This is a genomic window from Salmonella sp. 2018103 (assembly GCF_026247685.1).
GTDB lineage: Bacteria > Pseudomonadota > Gammaproteobacteria > Enterobacterales > Enterobacteriaceae > Salmonella > Salmonella enterica.
On the sequence record NZ_CP111029.1, the window covers coordinates 715745 to 733988 of the forward strand.

Genomic DNA, 18244 nt, shown 5'->3' on the forward strand with positions numbered 1-18244 from the left:
AAGCGCGTAATGCGCTGGCCTTCATTTAACCATCCGCTATATAATTTATTATATATCGGGTGGGGAGGTCAGATGAATAATCATTTTGGGAAAGGGTTAATGGCCGGGTTGCACGCGCCATATGCATATAGCGCGCATCATGCGGTGAATTTCTGTTCTGAGTATAAACGTGGCTTTGTATTGGGTTTTACACACCGTATGTTCGAAAAGACCGGCGATCGTCAACTTAGCGCGTGGGAGGCCGGAATTCTGACGCGTCGCTATGGTCTGGATAAAGAAATGGTGATGGATTTCTTTAAAGAGAATCATTCCGGGATGGCGGTTCGCTTCTTTATGGCCGGTTATCGACTCGAAGGTTGATCCAGCAGGGGTATTATCTTGCTTTAATTAATTACACTATCGCCTCTTCCCTTCGTTTTACTGTTCCGTCGAAGTATTATGGCGCACATAACCATAAAAAAAGTGTGGTAAATGGCGTACCGATCGCAATAACTTCTTCGCGAACAGTGCAAAATAAAAGCCAGGTCTTCGTAACGGAATAACTATAAAATGACTGGAGATAATACTCTCATCACTTCTCACGGCATTAACCGTCGTGATTTCATGAAGCTTTGTGCAGCACTGGCCGCTACTATGGGGCTCAGTAGCAAAGCCGCCGCAGAAATGGCAGAATCGGTATCCAATCCACAGCGTCCGCCCGTTATCTGGATTGGCGCTCAGGAGTGTACCGGTTGTACCGAATCACTGCTTCGTGCTACACACCCAACCGTTGAAAACCTCGTTCTGGAGACTATCTCTCTGGAATACCACGAGGTACTTTCCGCCGCATTCGGTCACCAGGTCGAAGAAAACAAACATAACGCTCTGGAGAAGTATAAAGGGCAATATGTTCTGGTGGTGGATGGTTCTATCCCACTAAAAGATAACGGTATCTACTGCATGGTTGCCGGCGAGCCGATCGTGGATCACATCCGCAAAGCCGCTGACGGCGCAGCCGCGATTATCGCTATCGGTTCCTGCTCGGCATGGGGCGGCGTTGCTGCGGCTGGCGTAAACCCAACCGGCGCTGTCAGTCTGCAGGAAGTCTTACCGGGCAAAACGGTTATCAATATTCCAGGTTGTCCGCCAAACCCGCATAACTTCCTGGCGACCGTCGCGCATATCATCACTTACGGCACGCCGCCGAAGCTGGATGCGAAAAATCGTCCAACCTTTGCCTATGGCCGTCTGATCCATGAGCATTGCGAACGTCGTCCACACTTCGACGCAGGCCGTTTTGCCAAAGAATTTGGCGACGAAGGCCACCGTCAGGGCTGGTGTCTCTACCATCTTGGCTGTAAAGGGCCGGAAACCTGGGGCAACTGTTCTACGTTACAGTTCTGTGACGTTGGCGGCGTCTGGCCAGTGGCGATCGGTCATCCTTGCTATGGCTGTAACGAAGAAGGTATCGGCTTCCATAAGGGCATTCACCAGCTTGCTCATGTCGAAAACCAAACTCCGCGTTCAGAGAAACCTGACGTCAATATGAAAGAAGGCGGCAATATCTCTGCGGGCGCTGTCGGTCTGCTTGGCGGCGTAGTCGGTCTGGTTGCCGGCGTCAGCGTGATGGCGGTACGTGAACTGGGGCGTCAGCAAAAGAAAGATAACGCTGACTCACGGGGAGAATAACCGTGAACAGACGTGACTTTATTAAAGCAGCCTCCGGTGGAGCATTGCTGTTGGGCGCCGCGCCGTCTGTCAGCCATGCGGCTGCAGAAAACCGTCCGCCGATTCCTGGTTCGCTGGGCATGCTGTATGACTCCACTCTGTGCGTGGGCTGTCAGGCCTGCGTCACAAAGTGTCAGGATATCAACTTCCCGGCGCGTAACCCGGAAGGGGAGCAGACCTGGTCGAACAACGACAAACTGTCGCCGTATACCAATAACATTATCCAGGTATGGCGTAGCGGCACGGGCGTGAACAAAGATCAGGAAGAGAACGGCTATGCCTACATCAAGAAACAGTGTATGCACTGCGTCGATCCTAACTGCGTTTCCGTTTGTCCGGTGTCGGCGCTGAAAAAAGATCCGAAAACCGGCATCGTCCACTATGACAAAGATGTCTGCACCGGCTGCCGTTACTGTATGGTTGCCTGCCCGTACAACGTACCTAAGTACGACTACAACAACCCGTTTGGCGCGCTTCACAAGTGTGAGCTGTGTAACCAGAAAGGCGTTGAGCGTCTGGATAAAGGCGGTTTGCCTGGGTGTGTGGAAGTTTGTCCGGCAGGGGCCGTCATTTTCGGTACTCGTGAAGAGCTGATGGCGGAAGCGAAAAAACGTCTGGCCCTCAAACCAGGCAGTGAATATCACTATCCGCGCCAGACGTTGAAAACGGACGACACCTATCTGCATACGGTGCCTAAATACTACCCACACCTCTACGGTGAAAAAGAGGGCGGTGGTACTCAGGTGCTGGTGCTGACAGGCGTTCCTTATGAAGATCTGGATCTGCCGAAGCTGGATGACCTTTCAACCGGAGCGCGCTCCGAGCATGTTCAACACACGCTTTATAAAGGCATGATACTACCCCTGGCTGCGCTGGCGGGCTTAACCGTGCTGGTTCGTCGTAATAGCAAAAACGACCATCACGATGGAGGAGACGATCATGAGTCATGATCCAAAACCGCTGGGCGGAAAAATCATCAGTAAACCGGTCATTATTTTTGGACCGTTAATCGTCCTGTGTATGCTCCTTATCGTGAAGCGTCTGGTCTTCGGGTTGGGCTCCGTTTCCGACCTGAACGGCGGTTTCCCGTGGGGCGTCTGGATTGCCTTTGACCTGTTGATCGGCACCGGCTTTGCCTGCGGCGGTTGGGCGTTGGCATGGGCGGTGTATGTCTTTAACCGTGGGCAATACCATCCGTTGGTGCGCCCGGCGTTGCTGGCAAGCTTGTTTGGTTACTCGCTGGGCGGCCTGTCGATCACTATCGACGTCGGTCGTTACTGGAACCTGCCGTACTTCTACATTCCAGGTCACTTCAACGTGAACTCGGTACTGTTTGAGACGGCGGTCTGTATGACCATCTACATCGGCGTGATGGCGCTGGAGTTTGCGCCTGCCCTGTTTGAACGTCTGGGCTGGAAAGTGTCGCTCAAGCGTCTGAATAAGGTGATGTTCTTTATTATCGCGCTGGGCGCGCTGCTGCCGACGATGCACCAGTCCTCAATGGGGTCATTGATGATCTCGGCGGGCTATAAAGTACATCCGCTATGGCAAAGCTATGAAATGCTGCCGCTGTTCTCGGTTCTGACCGCGTTTATCATGGGCTTCTCCATTGTCATATTTGAGGGTTCGCTGGTTCAGGCAGGCCTGAAAGGAAACGGTCCGGATGAGAAAAATTTGTTTGTTAAGCTGACGAATACCATCAGCGTGCTGCTGGCGATTTTCGTCGTCCTGCGCTTTGGCGAACTGATTTATCGCGACAAGCTGTCCTATGCGTTTGCCGGCGATTTTTACTCCGCTATGTTCTGGATTGAAGTCGTCCTGATGGTCTTCCCGTTAGTGGTGCTGCGTGTGGCGAAACTGCGTAATGACTCTCGTATGCTGTACCTGTCGGCGCTGAGCGCGCTGTTGGGCTGCGCGACGTGGCGTCTGACCTATTCGCTGGTGGCATTCAACCCGGGTGGCGGCTACCACTACTTCCCAACCTGGGAAGAATTGTTGATTTCTATTGGTTTTGTGGCCATTGAGATTTGTGCATACATCGTACTCATTCGTCTACTGCCGATACTTCCTCCTTTAAAACAAAACGATCATAATCGTCATGAGGCGAGCAAAGCATGAGCCAGAGAATTACTATTGATCCGGTAACCCGTATTGAGGGTCATTTACGCATTGACTGCGAAATTGAGAACGGCGTCGTATCCAAAGCATGGGCGTCCGGCACCATGTGGCGCGGTATGGAAGAGATCGTGAAGAACCGCGATCCGCGCGATGCGTGGATGATTGTGCAACGTATTTGCGGCGTTTGTACGACAACTCACGCGATCTCCTCCGTTCGTGCGGCGGAAAGCGCGCTGAATATTGATGTTCCCGTCAACGCGCAGTATATCCGTAATATTATTCTGGCGGCGCATACCACCCATGACCACATTGTCCATTTCTACCAGCTCTCTGCGCTGGACTGGGTGGACATTACCTCTGCGCTGAAAGCCGATCCGGAAAAAGCCTCCGCGATGCTGGATGGCGTGTCGAGCTGGCACCTGAACAGCGCGCAAGAGTTCACGAAAGTTCAGAACAAGATCAAGGATCTTGTCGCCAGCGGTCAGCTAGGTATTTTCGCCAATGGCTACTGGGGGCACCCGGCAATGCAGTTACCGCCGGAGGTCAACCTGATTGCGGTCGCCCACTATCTGCAGGCGCTGGAATGTCAGCGTGACGCTAACCGCGTGGTGGCGTTGCTGGGCGGTAAATCGCCGCATATCCAGAACCTGGCGGTCGGTGGGGTGGCGAACCCGATCAATCTCGACAGCATCGGTACGTTGAACCTTGAACGCCTGATGTACATCAAATCGTTTATCGATAAGCTGAGCGATTTTGTCGAGCAGGTGTATAAAGTGGATACCGCAGTCATCGCGGCCTACTATCCGGAATGGCTGGAGCGCGGCAAAGGCGCGGTGAACTACCTGAGCGCGCCGGAATTCCCGACCGACGGTAAAAACGGCAGTTTCCTGTTCCCGGGCGGTTACATTACCAATGCCGATCTGTCGACATACCGTCCGATCACCTCTCACTCCGACGAGTTCCTGATTAAAGGTATTCAGGAGAGCGCGAAGCACGCCTGGTATAAAGATGAAGCGCCGCAGGCACCGTGGGAAGGCACCACGATTCCGGCTTACGACGGTTGGTCGGATGACGGTAAATACTCATGGGTCAAGTCGCCGACATTCTACGGCAAAACCGTCGAAGTCGGGCCGCTGGCGAACATGCTGTGTAAACTGGCTGCAGGTCGTGAATCCACCCAGACCAAGCTCAATGAAATCATTGCGCTTTATCAGAAGCTGACCGGCAAAACGCTGGAAATGGCGCAACTTCACTCTACGCTGGGTCGTATCATCGGGCGTACCGTTCACTGTTGTGAACTGCAAAACGTATTGCAGGATCAATACAACGCGCTGATTGTAAATATCGGCAAAGGCGATTACACCACGTTTGTGAAGCCGAACATTCCGGCGACGGGCGAGTTCAAAGGCGTGGGCTTCCTGGAGGCGCCGCGCGGTATGCTGTCTCACTGGATGGTGATTAAAGACGGTATTATCAGTAACTATCAGGCAGTGGTGCCATCGACCTGGAACTCAGGTCCGCGTAACTTCAACGATGACGTGGGGCCGTACGAACAGTCGCTGGTCGGTACGCCGATCGCCGATCCGGCGAAGCCGCTGGAAGTGGTACGTACCATCCACTCCTTCGACCCTTGCATGGCGTGCGCGGTACACGTGGTGGACGCCGATGGCAATGAAGTGGTCTCGGTGAAGGTTTTGTAATGCGGATATTAGTCTTAGGGGTCGGCAATATTTTGCTGACCGATGAAGCCATCGGGGTGCGTATTGTTGAAGCGTTAGAGCAACGATACACCCTGCCGGATTTCGTTGAGATTCTGGATGGCGGTACGGCGGGAATGGAACTTCTTGGCGATATGGCGAATCGGGATCATTTGATCATTGCCGACGCCATCGTGTCGAAAAAGAACGCGCCGGGAACCATTATGGTACTGCGCGACGATGAAGTTCCGGCGTTGTTCACCAACAAAATCTCCCCCCATCAGCTTGGACTGGCCGACGTATTGTCGGCCCTCCGCTTTACCGGCGAGTTTCCGAAGAAACTGACCCTGGTCGGCGTTATTCCACAGTCGCTGGAACCGCACATCGGCTTAACGCCAACCGTCGAGGCGATGATTGAACCTGCGCTTGAGCAGGTTCTTGCTGCGCTGCGTGAATCCGGCGTCGAAGCAATTCCTAAGGAGACGGCGCATGTCTGAAACGTTTTCCGGATTCGACACGGCGCCCGTCGCCCGGGTTCAGGCGGCATTTGAAGAGATAGCCCATCGTTCGATGCACGATCTTTCGTTTCTGCATCCGACTATGCCTGTGCATGTCTCTGATTTTACGTTGTTTGAAGGACAATGGACGGGCACGGTAATTACGCCGTGGATGTTAAGCGCATTAATCTTCCCTGGCCCGGACCAGATCTGGCCCGGGCGTACCGTCGGTGAAAAACTCGGTCTGCAACTGCCTTATGGCACGATGACCTTTACCGTTGGCGAACTGGAAGGCGTTTCGCAATATCTTGCCTGCTCGTTGATGTCGCCGCTTTCCCGTAGCCTGTCGCCGGAAGAGGGCGTCCGGCTGGCGGATGACTGCGCGCGGATGCTGTTATCCCTGCCGGTAAGCAATCCTGATGCGCCGCAGACAAGCCGGCGCGCGTTGCTGTTTGGCCGTCGGAGCTGTGAGAATGCATGAGCTGTCTCTTTGCCAAAGCGCCGTTGAAATTATTCAGCAGCAGGCAGAACAGCACGGCGTGGCGCGCGTCACCGGCGTATGGCTGGAGATAGGCGCGCTTTCGTGCGTTGAAGAGCGCGCGGTTCGTTTCAGCTTTGACATCGCCTGCCAGGGGACTTTAGCGCAAGGGTGCGAATTGCACATCGACTACAGACCGGCCCAGGCCTGGTGCTGGGATTGCAGTCAGGTGGTGGAAATTCTCAGGCATGACGCGCAATGTCCGCATTGTCATGGCGATCGCCTGCGGGTGGATACCGGCGATTCGTTGAAAGTAAAAAGTATTGAGGTCGAATAACCCGCATTTTATTCCAGGTGGTTAATTATGTGTATTGGCGTCCCCGGTCAGGTGCTGGCCGTCGGAGATGATATTCACCAGCTTGCGCAGGTGGAAGTGTGTGGCATCAAACGTGATGTCAATATTGCTCTGATTTGTGAAGGTAAGCCAGCCGAGCTGATAGGGCAATGGGTATTGGTACACGTTGGTTTTGCGATGAGCATCATTGACGAAGACGAAGCGAAAGCCACGTTAGATGCGCTGCGCCGCATGGAGTACGACATCACCAGCGCGTGATCCCTTAATCACCTCTATTATATCGCTCTACAATCGTTGTATAATTATTTATATATCGATTGTGGGGCGAAACCTATGAATAAATTTTTGCGCCAGCTCTCTCTGCTGGCGTTGCTTTTTTGCTGGTCGTTAATGTCACAGGCGGCGCGTACTTTTACCGATCAAATTGGCCGCCAGGTCACGGTTCCCGACACCGTCGACAGAGTGGTGGTGCTCCAGCATCAAACGCTCAATCTCCTTGTACAGATGAATGCCACTGACAAAATCGTTGGGGTCATGGCGAACTGGAAACAGCAATTAGGCGACGGCTATGCGCGTCTGGCGCCGGAACTGGCGCAAAAAGCCTCGCTGGGCGATCTAACGCACGTTGATCCTGAAAAACTGGTGGCGCTGCGCCCGCAGGTGGTGTTTGTCACGAATTACGCTCCACAGGAGATGATCGACAAGATCAGCCGTCTTGGCATTCCGGTGGTGGCGATTTCGCTGCGCCATGATGTTGTTGGCGAGCAGGCTAAAATGAACCCGACCCTGGCCGATGAAGAGCAGGCTTACAACCGCGGGCTGCGTGAAGGAATAACGCTGATTGGCGATATCGTCAATAAACCGCAGGAGGCGAAAGCGCTGATTGAGGCGATGGATAAAGGTCGCAAAATGGTCAGCGACCGTTTGCAGTCGGTTCCTGAAAATGAGCGGGTTCGCGCCTATATGGCGAATCCGGAGCTGACCACCTACGGTTCCGGTAAATATACCGGTCTGATGATGGCCCATGCGGGGGCGCTGAATGTAGCGGCATCCTCGGTGAAAGGCTTTAAGCAGGTGACAATGGAGCAGGTGATCGCCTGGGATCCACAGGTGATCTTTGTCCAGAATCGCTATCCAAAGGTCGTCAATGAGATCCTGCACAATCCCCAGTGGCAGGTCATTGACGCGGTGAAGCATCATCGGGTTTACCTGATGCCGGATTATGCCAAAGCCTGGGGATATCCGATGCCGGAGGCGGTGGGAATCGGCGAACTGTGGATGGCGAAAAAACTCTATCCGGAAAAATTCCACGATATTGACATGCAAAAGGCCGCTAACGACTGGTATCAACGTTTTTACCGTACTGACTATCAGGGCGTACAGTGATGCGAATACTGGCTGCGGGGAGCTTGCGTGTCGTCTGGCCGCAGCTAATGGCGGCGTTTCAGGCGGATGCGGTATGTGATTTCGGTCCGGCGGGGTTGTTACGTGAACGCATCGAAGCGGGCGAAGCGTGCGACTTTTTTGCTTCGGCGAACCTGGCGCATCCGCAGGCGCTGCTGGAAAGCGGGCGGGCGCTGCGGGTCGCGCCTTTTACGACGAACCGTTTGTGTCTGAGCGTGCGGGCACAGGCGATGCGTGAAGGCGAGGACTGGCTGTCGCTGTTAACCCGGCGGGATCTGCGGATCGGCACCTCAACAGCAGGTTGCGATCCTTCCGGCGATTATACGCAGCAGCTTTTTTCGCGGATGGGCAAGGAGGGCGAAGCGGTCCGAAAACGCGCGGTAGCGCTGGTTGGCGGCAGGCAGACTTTGCCGTTACCGGCGGGCCGGCTGGCGGCGGAATGGCTCATCAATCATGATTACACCGATATCTTTATCGGCTATGCCAGCTATGCTCCCAGGCTACGGCTGGTTAATTCGCTGCGAGTGGTTGATATCCCGGAACCTTATAATCCCGTGGCTGAATATGGCTTTGCCTGCCTGAGCGAGCAGGGAAAAACGCTTGCCGACTTTTTACTATCAGCACGGGCGAGGTCGATTCTCATGCAACATGGGTTTAGTGAAGCGCCGCATATGACACGCTCGCAGAACTGATAAGCGAAGCGTCAGCAGGGAATACCATGCCGGATGACGACATTACTACCCCATCCGGCATTATGGTTTAACTTTGACGTTTATCTTCGGTATGGTTTTCGAAGTCGCTGGCGTCATGGCGTTCGTGAAGCTGTTCGTTCAATGGGCCGTTGGTCCGGTTGACAATGCGCCCCCGCTTTACCGCCGGACGTTCGGCTACCTGTTTCGCCCAGCGTTGTACGTTTTGATAACTTCCGGCATCCAGAAACTCCGCTGCATCATAGACATTCCCCAGCACCACGTTACCGAACCACGGCCAGATGGCCATATCGGCAATAGTGTACTCTTCTCCCGCGACATACGGGTGGTGAGCTAACTGCTTATCCAGCACGTCCAGCAGACGCTTGGCTTCCATGGTGAAGCGATTAATGGCGTACTCAATTTTTACCGGCGCATAATGATAGAAATGACCGAAACCGCCGCCGAGGAACGGCGCCGCGCCCTGTAGCCAGAACAACCAGTTAAGGGTTTCTGTGCGCTTAGCCAGATCCTGCGGCAGGAAATGGCCAAACTTATCCGCCAGATAAACAAGAATTGCGCCCGACTCAAAAACCCGAATCGGCGGGTTGTGTGAATTATCGCGCAGCGCCGGGATTTTTGAGTTCGGATTGATGTCAACAAAGCCGCTGGAGAACTGATCGCCCTCGCCGATGCGAATCAACCAGGCGTCATATTCGGCGCCGGTTACGCCCAGCGCCAGGAGTTCTTCCAGCATAATGGTCACTTTCTGGCCGTTAGGCGTCCCCAGCGAATAGAGCTGTAACGGATGTTTGCCGACGGGCAGCGTTTTGTCGTGCGTCGGGCCGGAAACCGGGCGATTAATGTTAGCGAACGCGCCGCCGCCGGATTTATCCCACGTCCAGACTTTTGCGGGTTGATAAGTATTATCTGCCATATTGACCTGCCTTCACTGTGGTGGTGTTGAAGCAGTGTAGCAGCTTGCTAACCGGACATTTAACCGATTGGGACATTCCGGCGAGTGAAATTTTAACCTTCTGGCCTCAGTGTGCCTTATTGAGGTGTATGATTATGTCGACCTCTGTCCGGTTAGTGTCACAGAGCAGACAATCAGAGCGAAATTACGCCAGGCTGCTCAGGCGGTCTTGTTTTGAGGTAAGTGCATGAGCAAAGGAACCACCAGTCAGGATGCCCCCTTCGGGACATTATTGGGTTACGCCCCCGGCGGCGTAGCGATCTACTCTTCAGATTACAATTCCCTCGATCCGTGGGACGACGACGACGCAGCTTTTCGTAGCTACATCGACGATGAATACATGGGGCATAAATGGCAGTGCGTGGAATTTGCCCGCCGTTTTCTCTTTCTGAATTATGGCGTTGTTTTTACTGACGTCGGCATGGCCTGGGAAATCTTCTCGCTGCGTTTTCTGCGCGAGGTCGTGAATGACAATATTTTGCCTTTGCAGGCCTTCCCGAACGGTTCGCCGCGCGCGCCGGAGGCCGGGGCGCTGCTCATCTGGCAAAAGGGCGGCGAGTTTAACGAAACCGGGCACGTCGCGATTATCACCCAACTCCTGGATAACAAAATTCGTATTGCTGAGCAAAACGTTATCCACACGCCATTGCCGCCAGGGCAGCAGTGGACTCGCGAACTGGAAATGGTCGTAGAAAACGGGTGTTACACCCTGCGCGACACCTTTGATGACACGACGATTTTAGGCTGGATGATCCAGACCGACGACACGCAATACAGTTTGTCACAGCCTGACATCGCGAATCAGTCGCTGGCGATTCGCGGCGCAAGACTGCCAGAGAAAGGTCAGTTTGACGGTCAGTGGTTGGATGAGCGCGATCCGTTACAAAAAGCCTATGTACAGGCGAACGGACACGTTATCAATCAGGACCCGTACCAGTATTTTACCATCACCGAGAGCGCTGAACAGGAGCTTATCAAAGCGACCAATGAGTTGCATTTGATGTACCTGCACGCCACGGACAAAGTTTTAAAAGACGATAATCTGCTGGCGCTATTCGATATCCCCAAAATTCTTTGGCCGCGCCTGCGTCTCTCCTGGCAGCGCCGTCGTCACCATATGATCACCGGTCGTATGGATTTCTGCATGGATGAACGCGGGCTGAAAGTCTATGAATACAATGCCGATTCCGCATCATGCCATACCGAAGCGGGATTAATTCTCGAAAAATGGGCTGAGCAGGGCTATACCGGTAAAGGGCATAACCCGGCAGAGGGCTTAATTAACGAGCTGGCAGGCGCCTGGAAACACAGTAAAGCGCGTCCTTTCGTTCATATCATGCAGGATGATGATATCGAGGAGGACTATCACGCGCAGTTTATGCAGCAGGCGCTGCATCAGGCTGGTTTCGCGAGCAAAATTCTCCGCGGGCTGGGCGAGTTGCGCTGGGATGACGCCGGGCAGTTGATTGATGGCGACGGACGGCTGGTGAATTGTGTCTGGAAAACCTGGGCGTGGGAAACGGCGATGGAGCAGATACGCGAAGTCAGCGAGACGGAGTACGCCGCAGTGCCTATTCGTACCGGGCACCCGGAAAATGAAGTCCGGCTGATTGATGTATTACTGCGCCCGGAAGTGTTGGTGTTTGAACCGCTGTGGACGGTGATCCCGGGTAACAAAGCGATCCTGCCCATCCTGTGGTCGCTCTTCCCACATCATCGCTATTTGCTCGACACGGATTTTACCGTTAACGATGAGCTGGTGCAGACCGGCTATGCGGTAAAACCGATTGCCGGACGTTGCGGTAGTAATATTGATTTGGTGAGCCATCAGGAAGAGCTCCTGGATAAAACCAGCGGCAAGTTCGCCACGCAGAAAAATATCTATCAGCAGTTGTGGTGCCTGCCGAAGGTCGCCGGGAAGTATATTCAGGTCTGTACGTTTACCGTGGGCGGTAACTACGGCGGTACGTGCCTGCGCGGCGATGATTCATTAGTCATTAAAAAAGAGAGCGATATTGAACCGTTAATTGTCATCAAAGCGTAACGGGGTCATTCTCGTCGGGATATCGGCGTGGGTGCCGATATCCCGCCTGTTGTGTTTACCAGCGAACGGCTGTCAGCCTGCCATTTACTGGTAACATATGAGAAATAATATCACAAATTATTCTTAACTTTTCTGACGCAGGCGGTGACGCTCGCCGCGTTGGCGCATCCGTTTCCTGATTTTCGTCTAATCGGTACTTTTTGCGGCTGGTTACGCCGCCCCTATCCCTTTGGATTTAGGTCATGCCTGTTTGGCGGGTAAACGGACAGCATAATATATTGACGAGTTTAAATGATATTGTTAGTCATATAAAAAGTTTACGTTAGGTTATTTTTCTATCGCAAAAGTTTGCGTTTAAACCCTGTCTGCAATCTTCGGGCCGAGATATAGATACACCTAAGTAAATGCAGTTAATTATTATTCAGCTATTGTTGTCAGCCTTGTAAATAATATTTCCGTATAAAGCGAAGCGACTTCCATTATGACTATTAATAGTATTGTTGAATAGTTTACTTTGTAATTATTTAAGTTTGGTGGACGTTTTGTCTTATTCTGGTGAACGTATGGCTATGGCAGATGACAGCCGATTTTTCATTATGTTAGCATGAGTTGATAATACTTTATCCAGGCATAGATCAGGATGTCCACATATAATAAGGAGAATGGTATATGTTTAAAAAAGTATTAGGCTTGCGCCACTGGAATAATAATGTTGTAAAAATACCGCCGCCAGCAGAATCTGGCGCTAATGCGTCTGACGTGGTGGTGGATACTCCTGAGCCTTATGAGCGGATATTGTGTCAAAAAATTCTGATGGGGATCTCGACGATCGATATCATTCGTAATGCCATCATTAAGTCCTGTGAGCAGCTCAACATTGAAAAAGAACGCATTAATGAACTTAACGAACAGAATGATAAAGCCAGAAGTTCATTAAAATCGCTCGTGGAATTTATCACCGAAATTGGCACGACTTCATCGGATATTGGCTGTCGTATGGGCGACTTAAATACCTCCTTAACGCAAATTAATGCGTGTATTAAAGAGATACAGAAGATCGCTAACCAGACCAATTTGATAGCGATTAACTCCGCGATCGAGGCCGCGCGCGTAGGGGATGCCGGGCGTGGTTTTAGCGTTATTTCGAAAGAGGTGAAAAACCTGTCCGAAGATGTTAAACACAGTTCGAAAAGCGTCAGTACGTTAACCTCTGTAATCAAAGATAATACGGCCAGAGTGAGTGAGGTGCTGGATAACCAACAGCCGGTTATTGATAATATTACGACTAACATAAATCAAATTGTGGAGTCTATTGGCATCGTCATCGATAAATCGCTGAGCATGAAATCGGTCATGCAGTACATCTCTACGGTGCAGTTTTTGAATATTGTCAAAGTTGACCATGTTATCTGGAAAATGGAAGTCTACAAATTACTCTTAAATAAAGACATAAACAGTAAAATAACGATGCACGATCAGTGTCGGCTGGGGAAATGGTACTATGGTTTCGAAGGGCAGCAGTTTAGCAATTACTACAGTTTCCGTAGTCTGGAAGCGCCGCATAAAGAGGTGCATACCGCTGGTCACTCTGCGCTGAACTATTTTGCCGCAGGCGATATGAATGCGATGTCGCAAGAACTTGACAGAATGGAGCGATCCAGTAATGAGGTGGTTAACCAGCTGGAAATGCTGGCTGTCGATTTGTTAAAAGAAACCACACTGTGAAGTCATGAGTTATTACCGTATAACCAACAGGAGCCATCATCAACAGGACTGATGTATCGCACTTTCTGCACTGGAGTTATTCCGGACAGAGAAAAGAAGCATGACGCAGAAGATGGCTGTGTTTGTTCACCCGAATCACTTACCTTAGTAAGTGATTCGGGATTAATCAGCAACCTCTTTGCTTTTTATCGGCGGCCAGACTTTGGCTGGAAAAGTGCGTTACTGCTAAATTTCTCACTCTCTTACCGCCTTCCTGCCCCTCGGAATACCTGAAACCTGTGCTCACAGATTAATAGCGATTATTTAATCGTGAAATAACGTTGGGCATTATTGAAGCAGATATCCTGAACCATACGGCTTAGCATCGCTTCATCATCAGGAATCTCTCCGTCCTGCGCCCACTGTCCCAGCAGGTTACAGAGAATACGACGGAAATATTCATGTCGCGTATAAGAAAGGAAACTGCGGGAGTCGGTCAGCATCCCGACAAACTGACTTAACAGTCCCATTTGCGACAGTTGCTCCAGTTGGCGCAGCATCCCGTCTTTCTGATCGTTAAACCACCAGCCGGAACCAAACTGCACTTTTCCGGCAATTCCCGGCCCCTGGAAGTTACCGATCATGGTCGCCAGGACTTCGTTATCACGTGGGTTCAGGCAATAGAGGATAGTCTTGGGCAGTTCATTGGTCACATCCATACTGTCGAGCAAACGGGAGAGCGCCCAGCTAATGTTATTATCGCCAATGGAGTCAAAGCCGGTATCCGGCCCCAGCAGGCGGAACATACGGGTATTATTATTACGGATCGCGCCAATATGTAGCTGCATCACCCAGCCGCGCGCGGCGTACTGACGGCCCAGCCAGACCAGCACCGCCGTGGTAAACTGGGCGATCTCAAGTTCGCTCAACGTTTCGCCAGCCAGACGTTTGCCCAGAATGGCGTCAAGCTGCGCGTCGTCGGGCACCGGCGCAAATCGCAGCGTTTCAATGCCATGATCGGACGCGCGACAGCCGCAGGCGGCGAAATGGTCGAGACGGCGAGTGAGCGCCTGACGTAAATCGTCGAAACGGGTAATGCTGACATCTGCCGCCGCTTCCAGTTTCCTCAGGTAATCGACAAAGCCGTCCAGTTCGATTTTGAAAACTTTGTCGGGGCGCCAGCTTGGCGCGACTTCAATATCAATGCTGTCGTCGGCGGCTATCTGGCGGTGATATTCCAGAGAATCTATCGGGTCGTCGGTGGTTCCGACCATCCGCACATTCATCTGCTGCATAATACCGCGCGCGGAAAAGGCCGGCGTCGCCAGTTTCTCATTACACTGCGTCCAGATACTTTCCGCGGTATCCGGTCCGAACAGCGTACCTGTAATGCCAAATGGACGGCGTAGTTCAAGGTGCGTCCAGTGATACAGCGGATTGCCCAGCGTTTTTGGTACGGTATTGGCCCAGGCCATATATTTTTCATAATCGCTGGTCTCTTTGCCGGTGATCAGCGACTCATCCACGCCTGCGCTTCGTAGCGCTCGCCATTTATAGTGGTCGCCTTCCAGCCAGATCTGACCGAGGTTATCGAAACGGCGATCGTCGGCGATTTCCTGCGGACTTAAATGGCAGTGGAAGTCATAAATCGGCATGGGCGCGGCGTATTTATGGTACAGCGTGCGGGCAATGTCGTTTTTAAGTAGAAAATCTTCAGTCATAAACGTAGCCATGATTTATCTCCTTACTTAGCCAGCGCTTCTACCGTGGCTTTCGCGCCGTTCTGCAATAGCTGTTGGTAAGCGTCGGTAACGGCTTGCACAAATTCGTGGTTCTTCGGCAGGTCGTTGCCAAAGATAGACTCGATGGCCAGTAGCCCGCGAACGCGTTCTTCCGGCGTCTGATATTGCTGATGAATCGCCTGATACTGTGCAAGCAGCGGATCGACGACATCAATGGTTTTACCTTGTTCATCGACACCGCCGACGTAACGCATCCATCCGGCGACGCCCAGCGTCAGGTGGCGATAGTCATCGCCCTGTTGTAAGTGCAGACGTACCGGGTCCAACAAACGCTGCGGCAGTTTCTGACTGCCATCCATCGCGATCTGCCAGGTGCGGTGTTTCAACGAGGGGTTAGTGAAACGCGCAATCAACAAATTCGCATACCCTTCCAGATCGGTGCCTTCCGGCATTGACAACGTCGGCGCTTGTTCATCAAGCATCAGCGCCAGCGCCGCGCGACGGTAAGCCGGGTTGGTCATGGTATCGGCGATAGTGTCATACCCGCCGAGATAACCCAGATAGGCGAGGAAAGAGTGACTGCCGTTAAGCATACGCAGCTTCATCATCTCAAACGGTACGACGTCTGCAACGAATTGCGCGCCGACGGTGTCCCAGTCCGGGCGACCATTCACAAAGTTATCTTCGATGACCCACTGGCGGAAGGGTTCGCAGGCGATAGCGCAGGGATCATAAACCCCTAACTGGTCGGCAACCAGTTGTAGCGTCTCTTCGGTCGCTGCCGGAACAATGCGGTCAACCATGGTGCAGGGGAAGGTCACATTGTCGGCAATCCATGCGGCGAGGGCGGCATCGCGAGCTTTTGCCAGACCGAGGACGGCAGCCTTCGCGACGTGACCATTCTCGCGCACGTTATCACACGACAGCACGGTAAAAGCTTTCAGTCCTTGCTCCCGGCGCATGTTTAGCGCTTCGACAATATAGCCAATGGCGGATTTAGGCTGCTGTGGATGGGCAAGATCGTTTTGGATCAGCGGGTTATTGACATCAAGCTCGCCGCTGGCGGGGTCGGTGCAGTAGCCTTTTTCGGTCACGGTTAAGGAGACGATGGCGGTTTCCGGGCGCGCCATTGCCGCCAGAATCCCTGCATGACCGTCGAATTCAGGGTGCAGCGCTTCTTTCATTGAACCGATAATTTTCAGTTCGGTGCTTTCTGCGCCGCGTTCTGCAACGGTGTACAGCAGATTTTGCGCTTTCAGGTTCGCGATCAGCCGCGCGTCGTTACCCGGCATCAGGTTCACTTCACAAATGCCCCAGTCGCTGTCGCTCTTTTCCAGTAGATGATGAGTAAAGAGCGCCTGGTGCGCGCGGTGAAACGCCCCGCAGCCCAGATGCACAATACGGGATACCAGACGTGATTTGTCCCAGTTTGGGCGGGCGACGGAAACCTGGGCGGTGGCGATATTCTGTTCCATTGCAAACTCCTGTCATTCGACGTCTTCGCCCGCGATCTCCGGGGCGAGGCATGTTGCTATTGCATTGAGTAGGGGAAATCGCATGACGCGTCGCGCCATGCGAAAGAAGGTTATTTGCTAAAGAAAGCGCGCTGGATAGCCAGTTCGACGCCGCGGACTTCCGCAAGCCCTTTCAGACGGCCAATGGCGGAATAACCCGGATTCGTTTTCTTCTTCAGATCGTCCAGCATCTGATGACCGTGGTCCGGGCGCATCGGGATCAGATCGTCGCTACCTTCGGCTTTACGACGGTGCTCTTCTTCCACAATCGCTTTAACGACTTCATACATATCCACATCGCCGTGCAAATGGGCGGCCTCGTGGAAGGTCTTCGGATTCTCTTCGCGCAGCGTAGAACGCAGATGCGTAAAGTAGATGCGCGGACCAAATTGCTTGATCATATCAACCAGATCGTTGTCGGCGCGCACGCCGTAAGATCCGGTACACATGGTGAAGCCGTTCGCCATGCTATTAACGGTTTCCACCATCCATTGCATATCTTCAATGGTAGAGACAATGCGCGGCAGGCCGAGAATAGGGCGCGGCGGATCGTCAGGGTGAACGGCCATACGCACGCCAACCTCGTCGGCAACCGGAATAATGGCTTTCAGGAAATAGGCAAAATGTTCACGCAGTTTTGCTTTATCGATATCTTTATACGTCGCCAGGTGTTGACGGAACTGCTCCAGCGTATAGCCTTCTTCCGCGCCAGGTAAACCGGCAATAATGTTGCGGGTCAGACGTGCTTTGTCTTCCTCGCTCATGGTGGCGAAACGCCGCTCTGCCTGAGCAATCTCTTCTGCCGTATAGTCGGCTTCTGCTCCCGGACGCTTCAGGATGTGCAGTTCGAACGCGGCGAATTCAATCTGGTCAAAACGCAACGCTTTGGAACCATCCGGTAATACGTATTCCAGATCCGTACGTGTCCAGTCCAGCACCGGCATAAAGTTATAACAAACCGTATAGATACCGCATTGCGCCAGGTTACGTAGCGTTTGCTGGTAGTTTTTGATCCATAAATCGTACTGACCGGTGTGGGTTTTGATGTCTTCGTGGATAGGTACGCTCTCTACCACAGACCACTCCAGACCCGCCTCTTCAACGATTGCTTTACGTTTCTGGATCTCGTCTACCGACCAAATTTCTCCATTCGGGATATGGTGTAACGCCGTTACCACGCCGGTTGCGCCAGCCTGGCGTACATCTGACAGCGTTACCGGGTCGTTAGGTCCGTACCAGCGCCAGGTTTGTTTCATATCTCGTTTCCTCTTCTTGCGATAACGTCTTCGTGGTTGACCCATTGCCAGCCAACATCGAAA

Annotated in this window: 17 protein-coding genes; 13 read left to right on the plus strand and 4 right to left on the minus strand. The window is 52.7% G+C overall.

Features of this window, described 5'->3' with window-relative positions; genetic code table 11:
- Positions 1-72 precede the first annotated feature (72 nt).
- From OLG56_RS03435 to OLG56_RS03485, 11 genes are all read left to right on the plus strand, one after another.
- Entirely contained in the window at positions 73-360 is a 288-nt protein-coding gene (locus OLG56_RS03435; RefSeq protein ID WP_001059119.1) for a DUF2623 family protein, read from the plus strand.
- A gap of 189 nt (positions 361-549) precedes the next feature.
- Positions 550-1668: a hydrogenase 2 small subunit gene (hybO, locus tag OLG56_RS03440; RefSeq protein WP_000145429.1), complete on the plus strand. Its 1119-nt coding sequence runs from the start codon at positions 550-552 to the stop codon at positions 1666-1668.
- Between the two features lie 2 nt (positions 1669-1670).
- Positions 1671-2657, plus strand: coding sequence for a hydrogenase 2 operon protein HybA (hybA, locus tag OLG56_RS03445; RefSeq protein WP_001081721.1), 987 nt, complete (start codon positions 1671-1673; stop codon positions 2655-2657).
- Positions 2647-3825, plus strand: a complete 1179-nt coding sequence (hybB, locus tag OLG56_RS03450) for a Ni/Fe-hydrogenase cytochrome b subunit (protein ID WP_000017678.1) — start codon at positions 2647-2649, stop codon at positions 3823-3825. The genes hybA and hybB overlap by 11 nt, the downstream gene beginning before the upstream one ends.
- Positions 3822-5525, plus strand: coding sequence for a hydrogenase 2 large subunit (gene hybC / locus OLG56_RS03455; protein ID WP_000083045.1), 1704 nt, complete (start codon positions 3822-3824; stop codon positions 5523-5525). Before hybB ends, hybC begins: the two co-directional genes overlap by 4 nt.
- On the plus strand, positions 5525-6019 hold the full coding sequence (locus tag OLG56_RS03460) for a HyaD/HybD family hydrogenase maturation endopeptidase (protein WP_001221960.1): 495 nt from the start codon (positions 5525-5527) through the stop codon (positions 6017-6019). Before hybC ends, OLG56_RS03460 begins: the two co-directional genes overlap by 1 nt.
- Entirely contained in the window at positions 6012-6500 is a 489-nt protein-coding gene (hybE, locus tag OLG56_RS03465) for a hydrogenase-2 assembly chaperone (RefSeq protein WP_000004951.1), read from the plus strand. The genes OLG56_RS03460 and hybE overlap by 8 nt, the downstream gene beginning before the upstream one ends.
- Positions 6493-6834, plus strand: a complete 342-nt coding sequence (hypA, locus tag OLG56_RS03470; protein WP_000544945.1) for a hydrogenase maturation nickel metallochaperone HypA — start codon at positions 6493-6495, stop codon at positions 6832-6834. Before hybE ends, hypA begins: the two co-directional genes overlap by 8 nt.
- A 27-nt stretch (positions 6835-6861) precedes the next feature.
- The gene (hybG, locus tag OLG56_RS03475; RefSeq protein WP_000334890.1) at positions 6862-7110 is read left to right on the plus strand and encodes a hydrogenase maturation factor HybG; all 249 of its coding nucleotides are present in this window, start codon (positions 6862-6864) and stop codon (positions 7108-7110) included.
- Between the two features lie 75 nt (positions 7111-7185).
- Positions 7186-8238, plus strand: coding sequence for an ABC transporter substrate-binding protein (locus tag OLG56_RS03480; RefSeq protein ID WP_001032024.1), 1053 nt, complete (start codon positions 7186-7188; stop codon positions 8236-8238).
- Positions 8238-8948: a molybdate ABC transporter substrate-binding protein gene (locus tag OLG56_RS03485; RefSeq protein ID WP_023136686.1), complete on the plus strand. Its 711-nt coding sequence runs from the start codon at positions 8238-8240 to the stop codon at positions 8946-8948. Before OLG56_RS03480 ends, OLG56_RS03485 begins: the two co-directional genes overlap by 1 nt.
- 67 nt (positions 8949-9015) lie before the next feature.
- On the opposite strand, the gene yghU is transcribed toward OLG56_RS03485, so the two are convergent.
- Entirely contained in the window at positions 9016-9882 is an 867-nt protein-coding gene (yghU, locus tag OLG56_RS03490; protein WP_000774852.1) for a glutathione-dependent disulfide-bond oxidoreductase, read from the minus strand.
- A 226-nt stretch (positions 9883-10108) separates the two neighbouring features.
- On the opposite strand from yghU, the gene gss reads away from it, so the two are divergent.
- Positions 10109-11965, plus strand: coding sequence for a bifunctional glutathionylspermidine amidase/synthase (gene gss, locus OLG56_RS03495; protein ID WP_000033690.1), 1857 nt, complete (start codon positions 10109-10111; stop codon positions 11963-11965).
- 669 nt (positions 11966-12634) lie between these two features.
- Positions 12635-13690 (plus strand): methyl-accepting chemotaxis protein, encoded by a 1056-nt coding sequence (locus OLG56_RS03500; protein WP_000475253.1) that lies wholly within the window; start codon positions 12635-12637, stop codon positions 13688-13690.
- Positions 13691-13989: 299 nt separating this feature from the next.
- On the opposite strand, the gene uxaC is transcribed toward OLG56_RS03500, so the two are convergent.
- The 3 genes from uxaC to uxuA form a co-directional block, all read right to left on the minus strand.
- Complete coding sequence (uxaC, locus tag OLG56_RS03505) at positions 13990-15402, minus strand: glucuronate isomerase (RefSeq protein ID WP_000190182.1); 1413 nt, start codon at positions 15400-15402, stop codon at positions 13990-13992.
- 11 nt (positions 15403-15413) lie between these two features.
- A complete protein-coding gene (locus tag OLG56_RS03510) occupies positions 15414-16886 on the minus strand; it encodes a fructuronate reductase (RefSeq protein ID WP_061377608.1) in 1473 nt (490 codons plus the stop codon).
- Between the two features lie 110 nt (positions 16887-16996).
- Entirely contained in the window at positions 16997-18181 is a 1185-nt protein-coding gene (gene uxuA / locus OLG56_RS03515; RefSeq protein ID WP_000815491.1) for a mannonate dehydratase, read from the minus strand.
- Positions 18182-18244 lie beyond the last annotated feature (63 nt).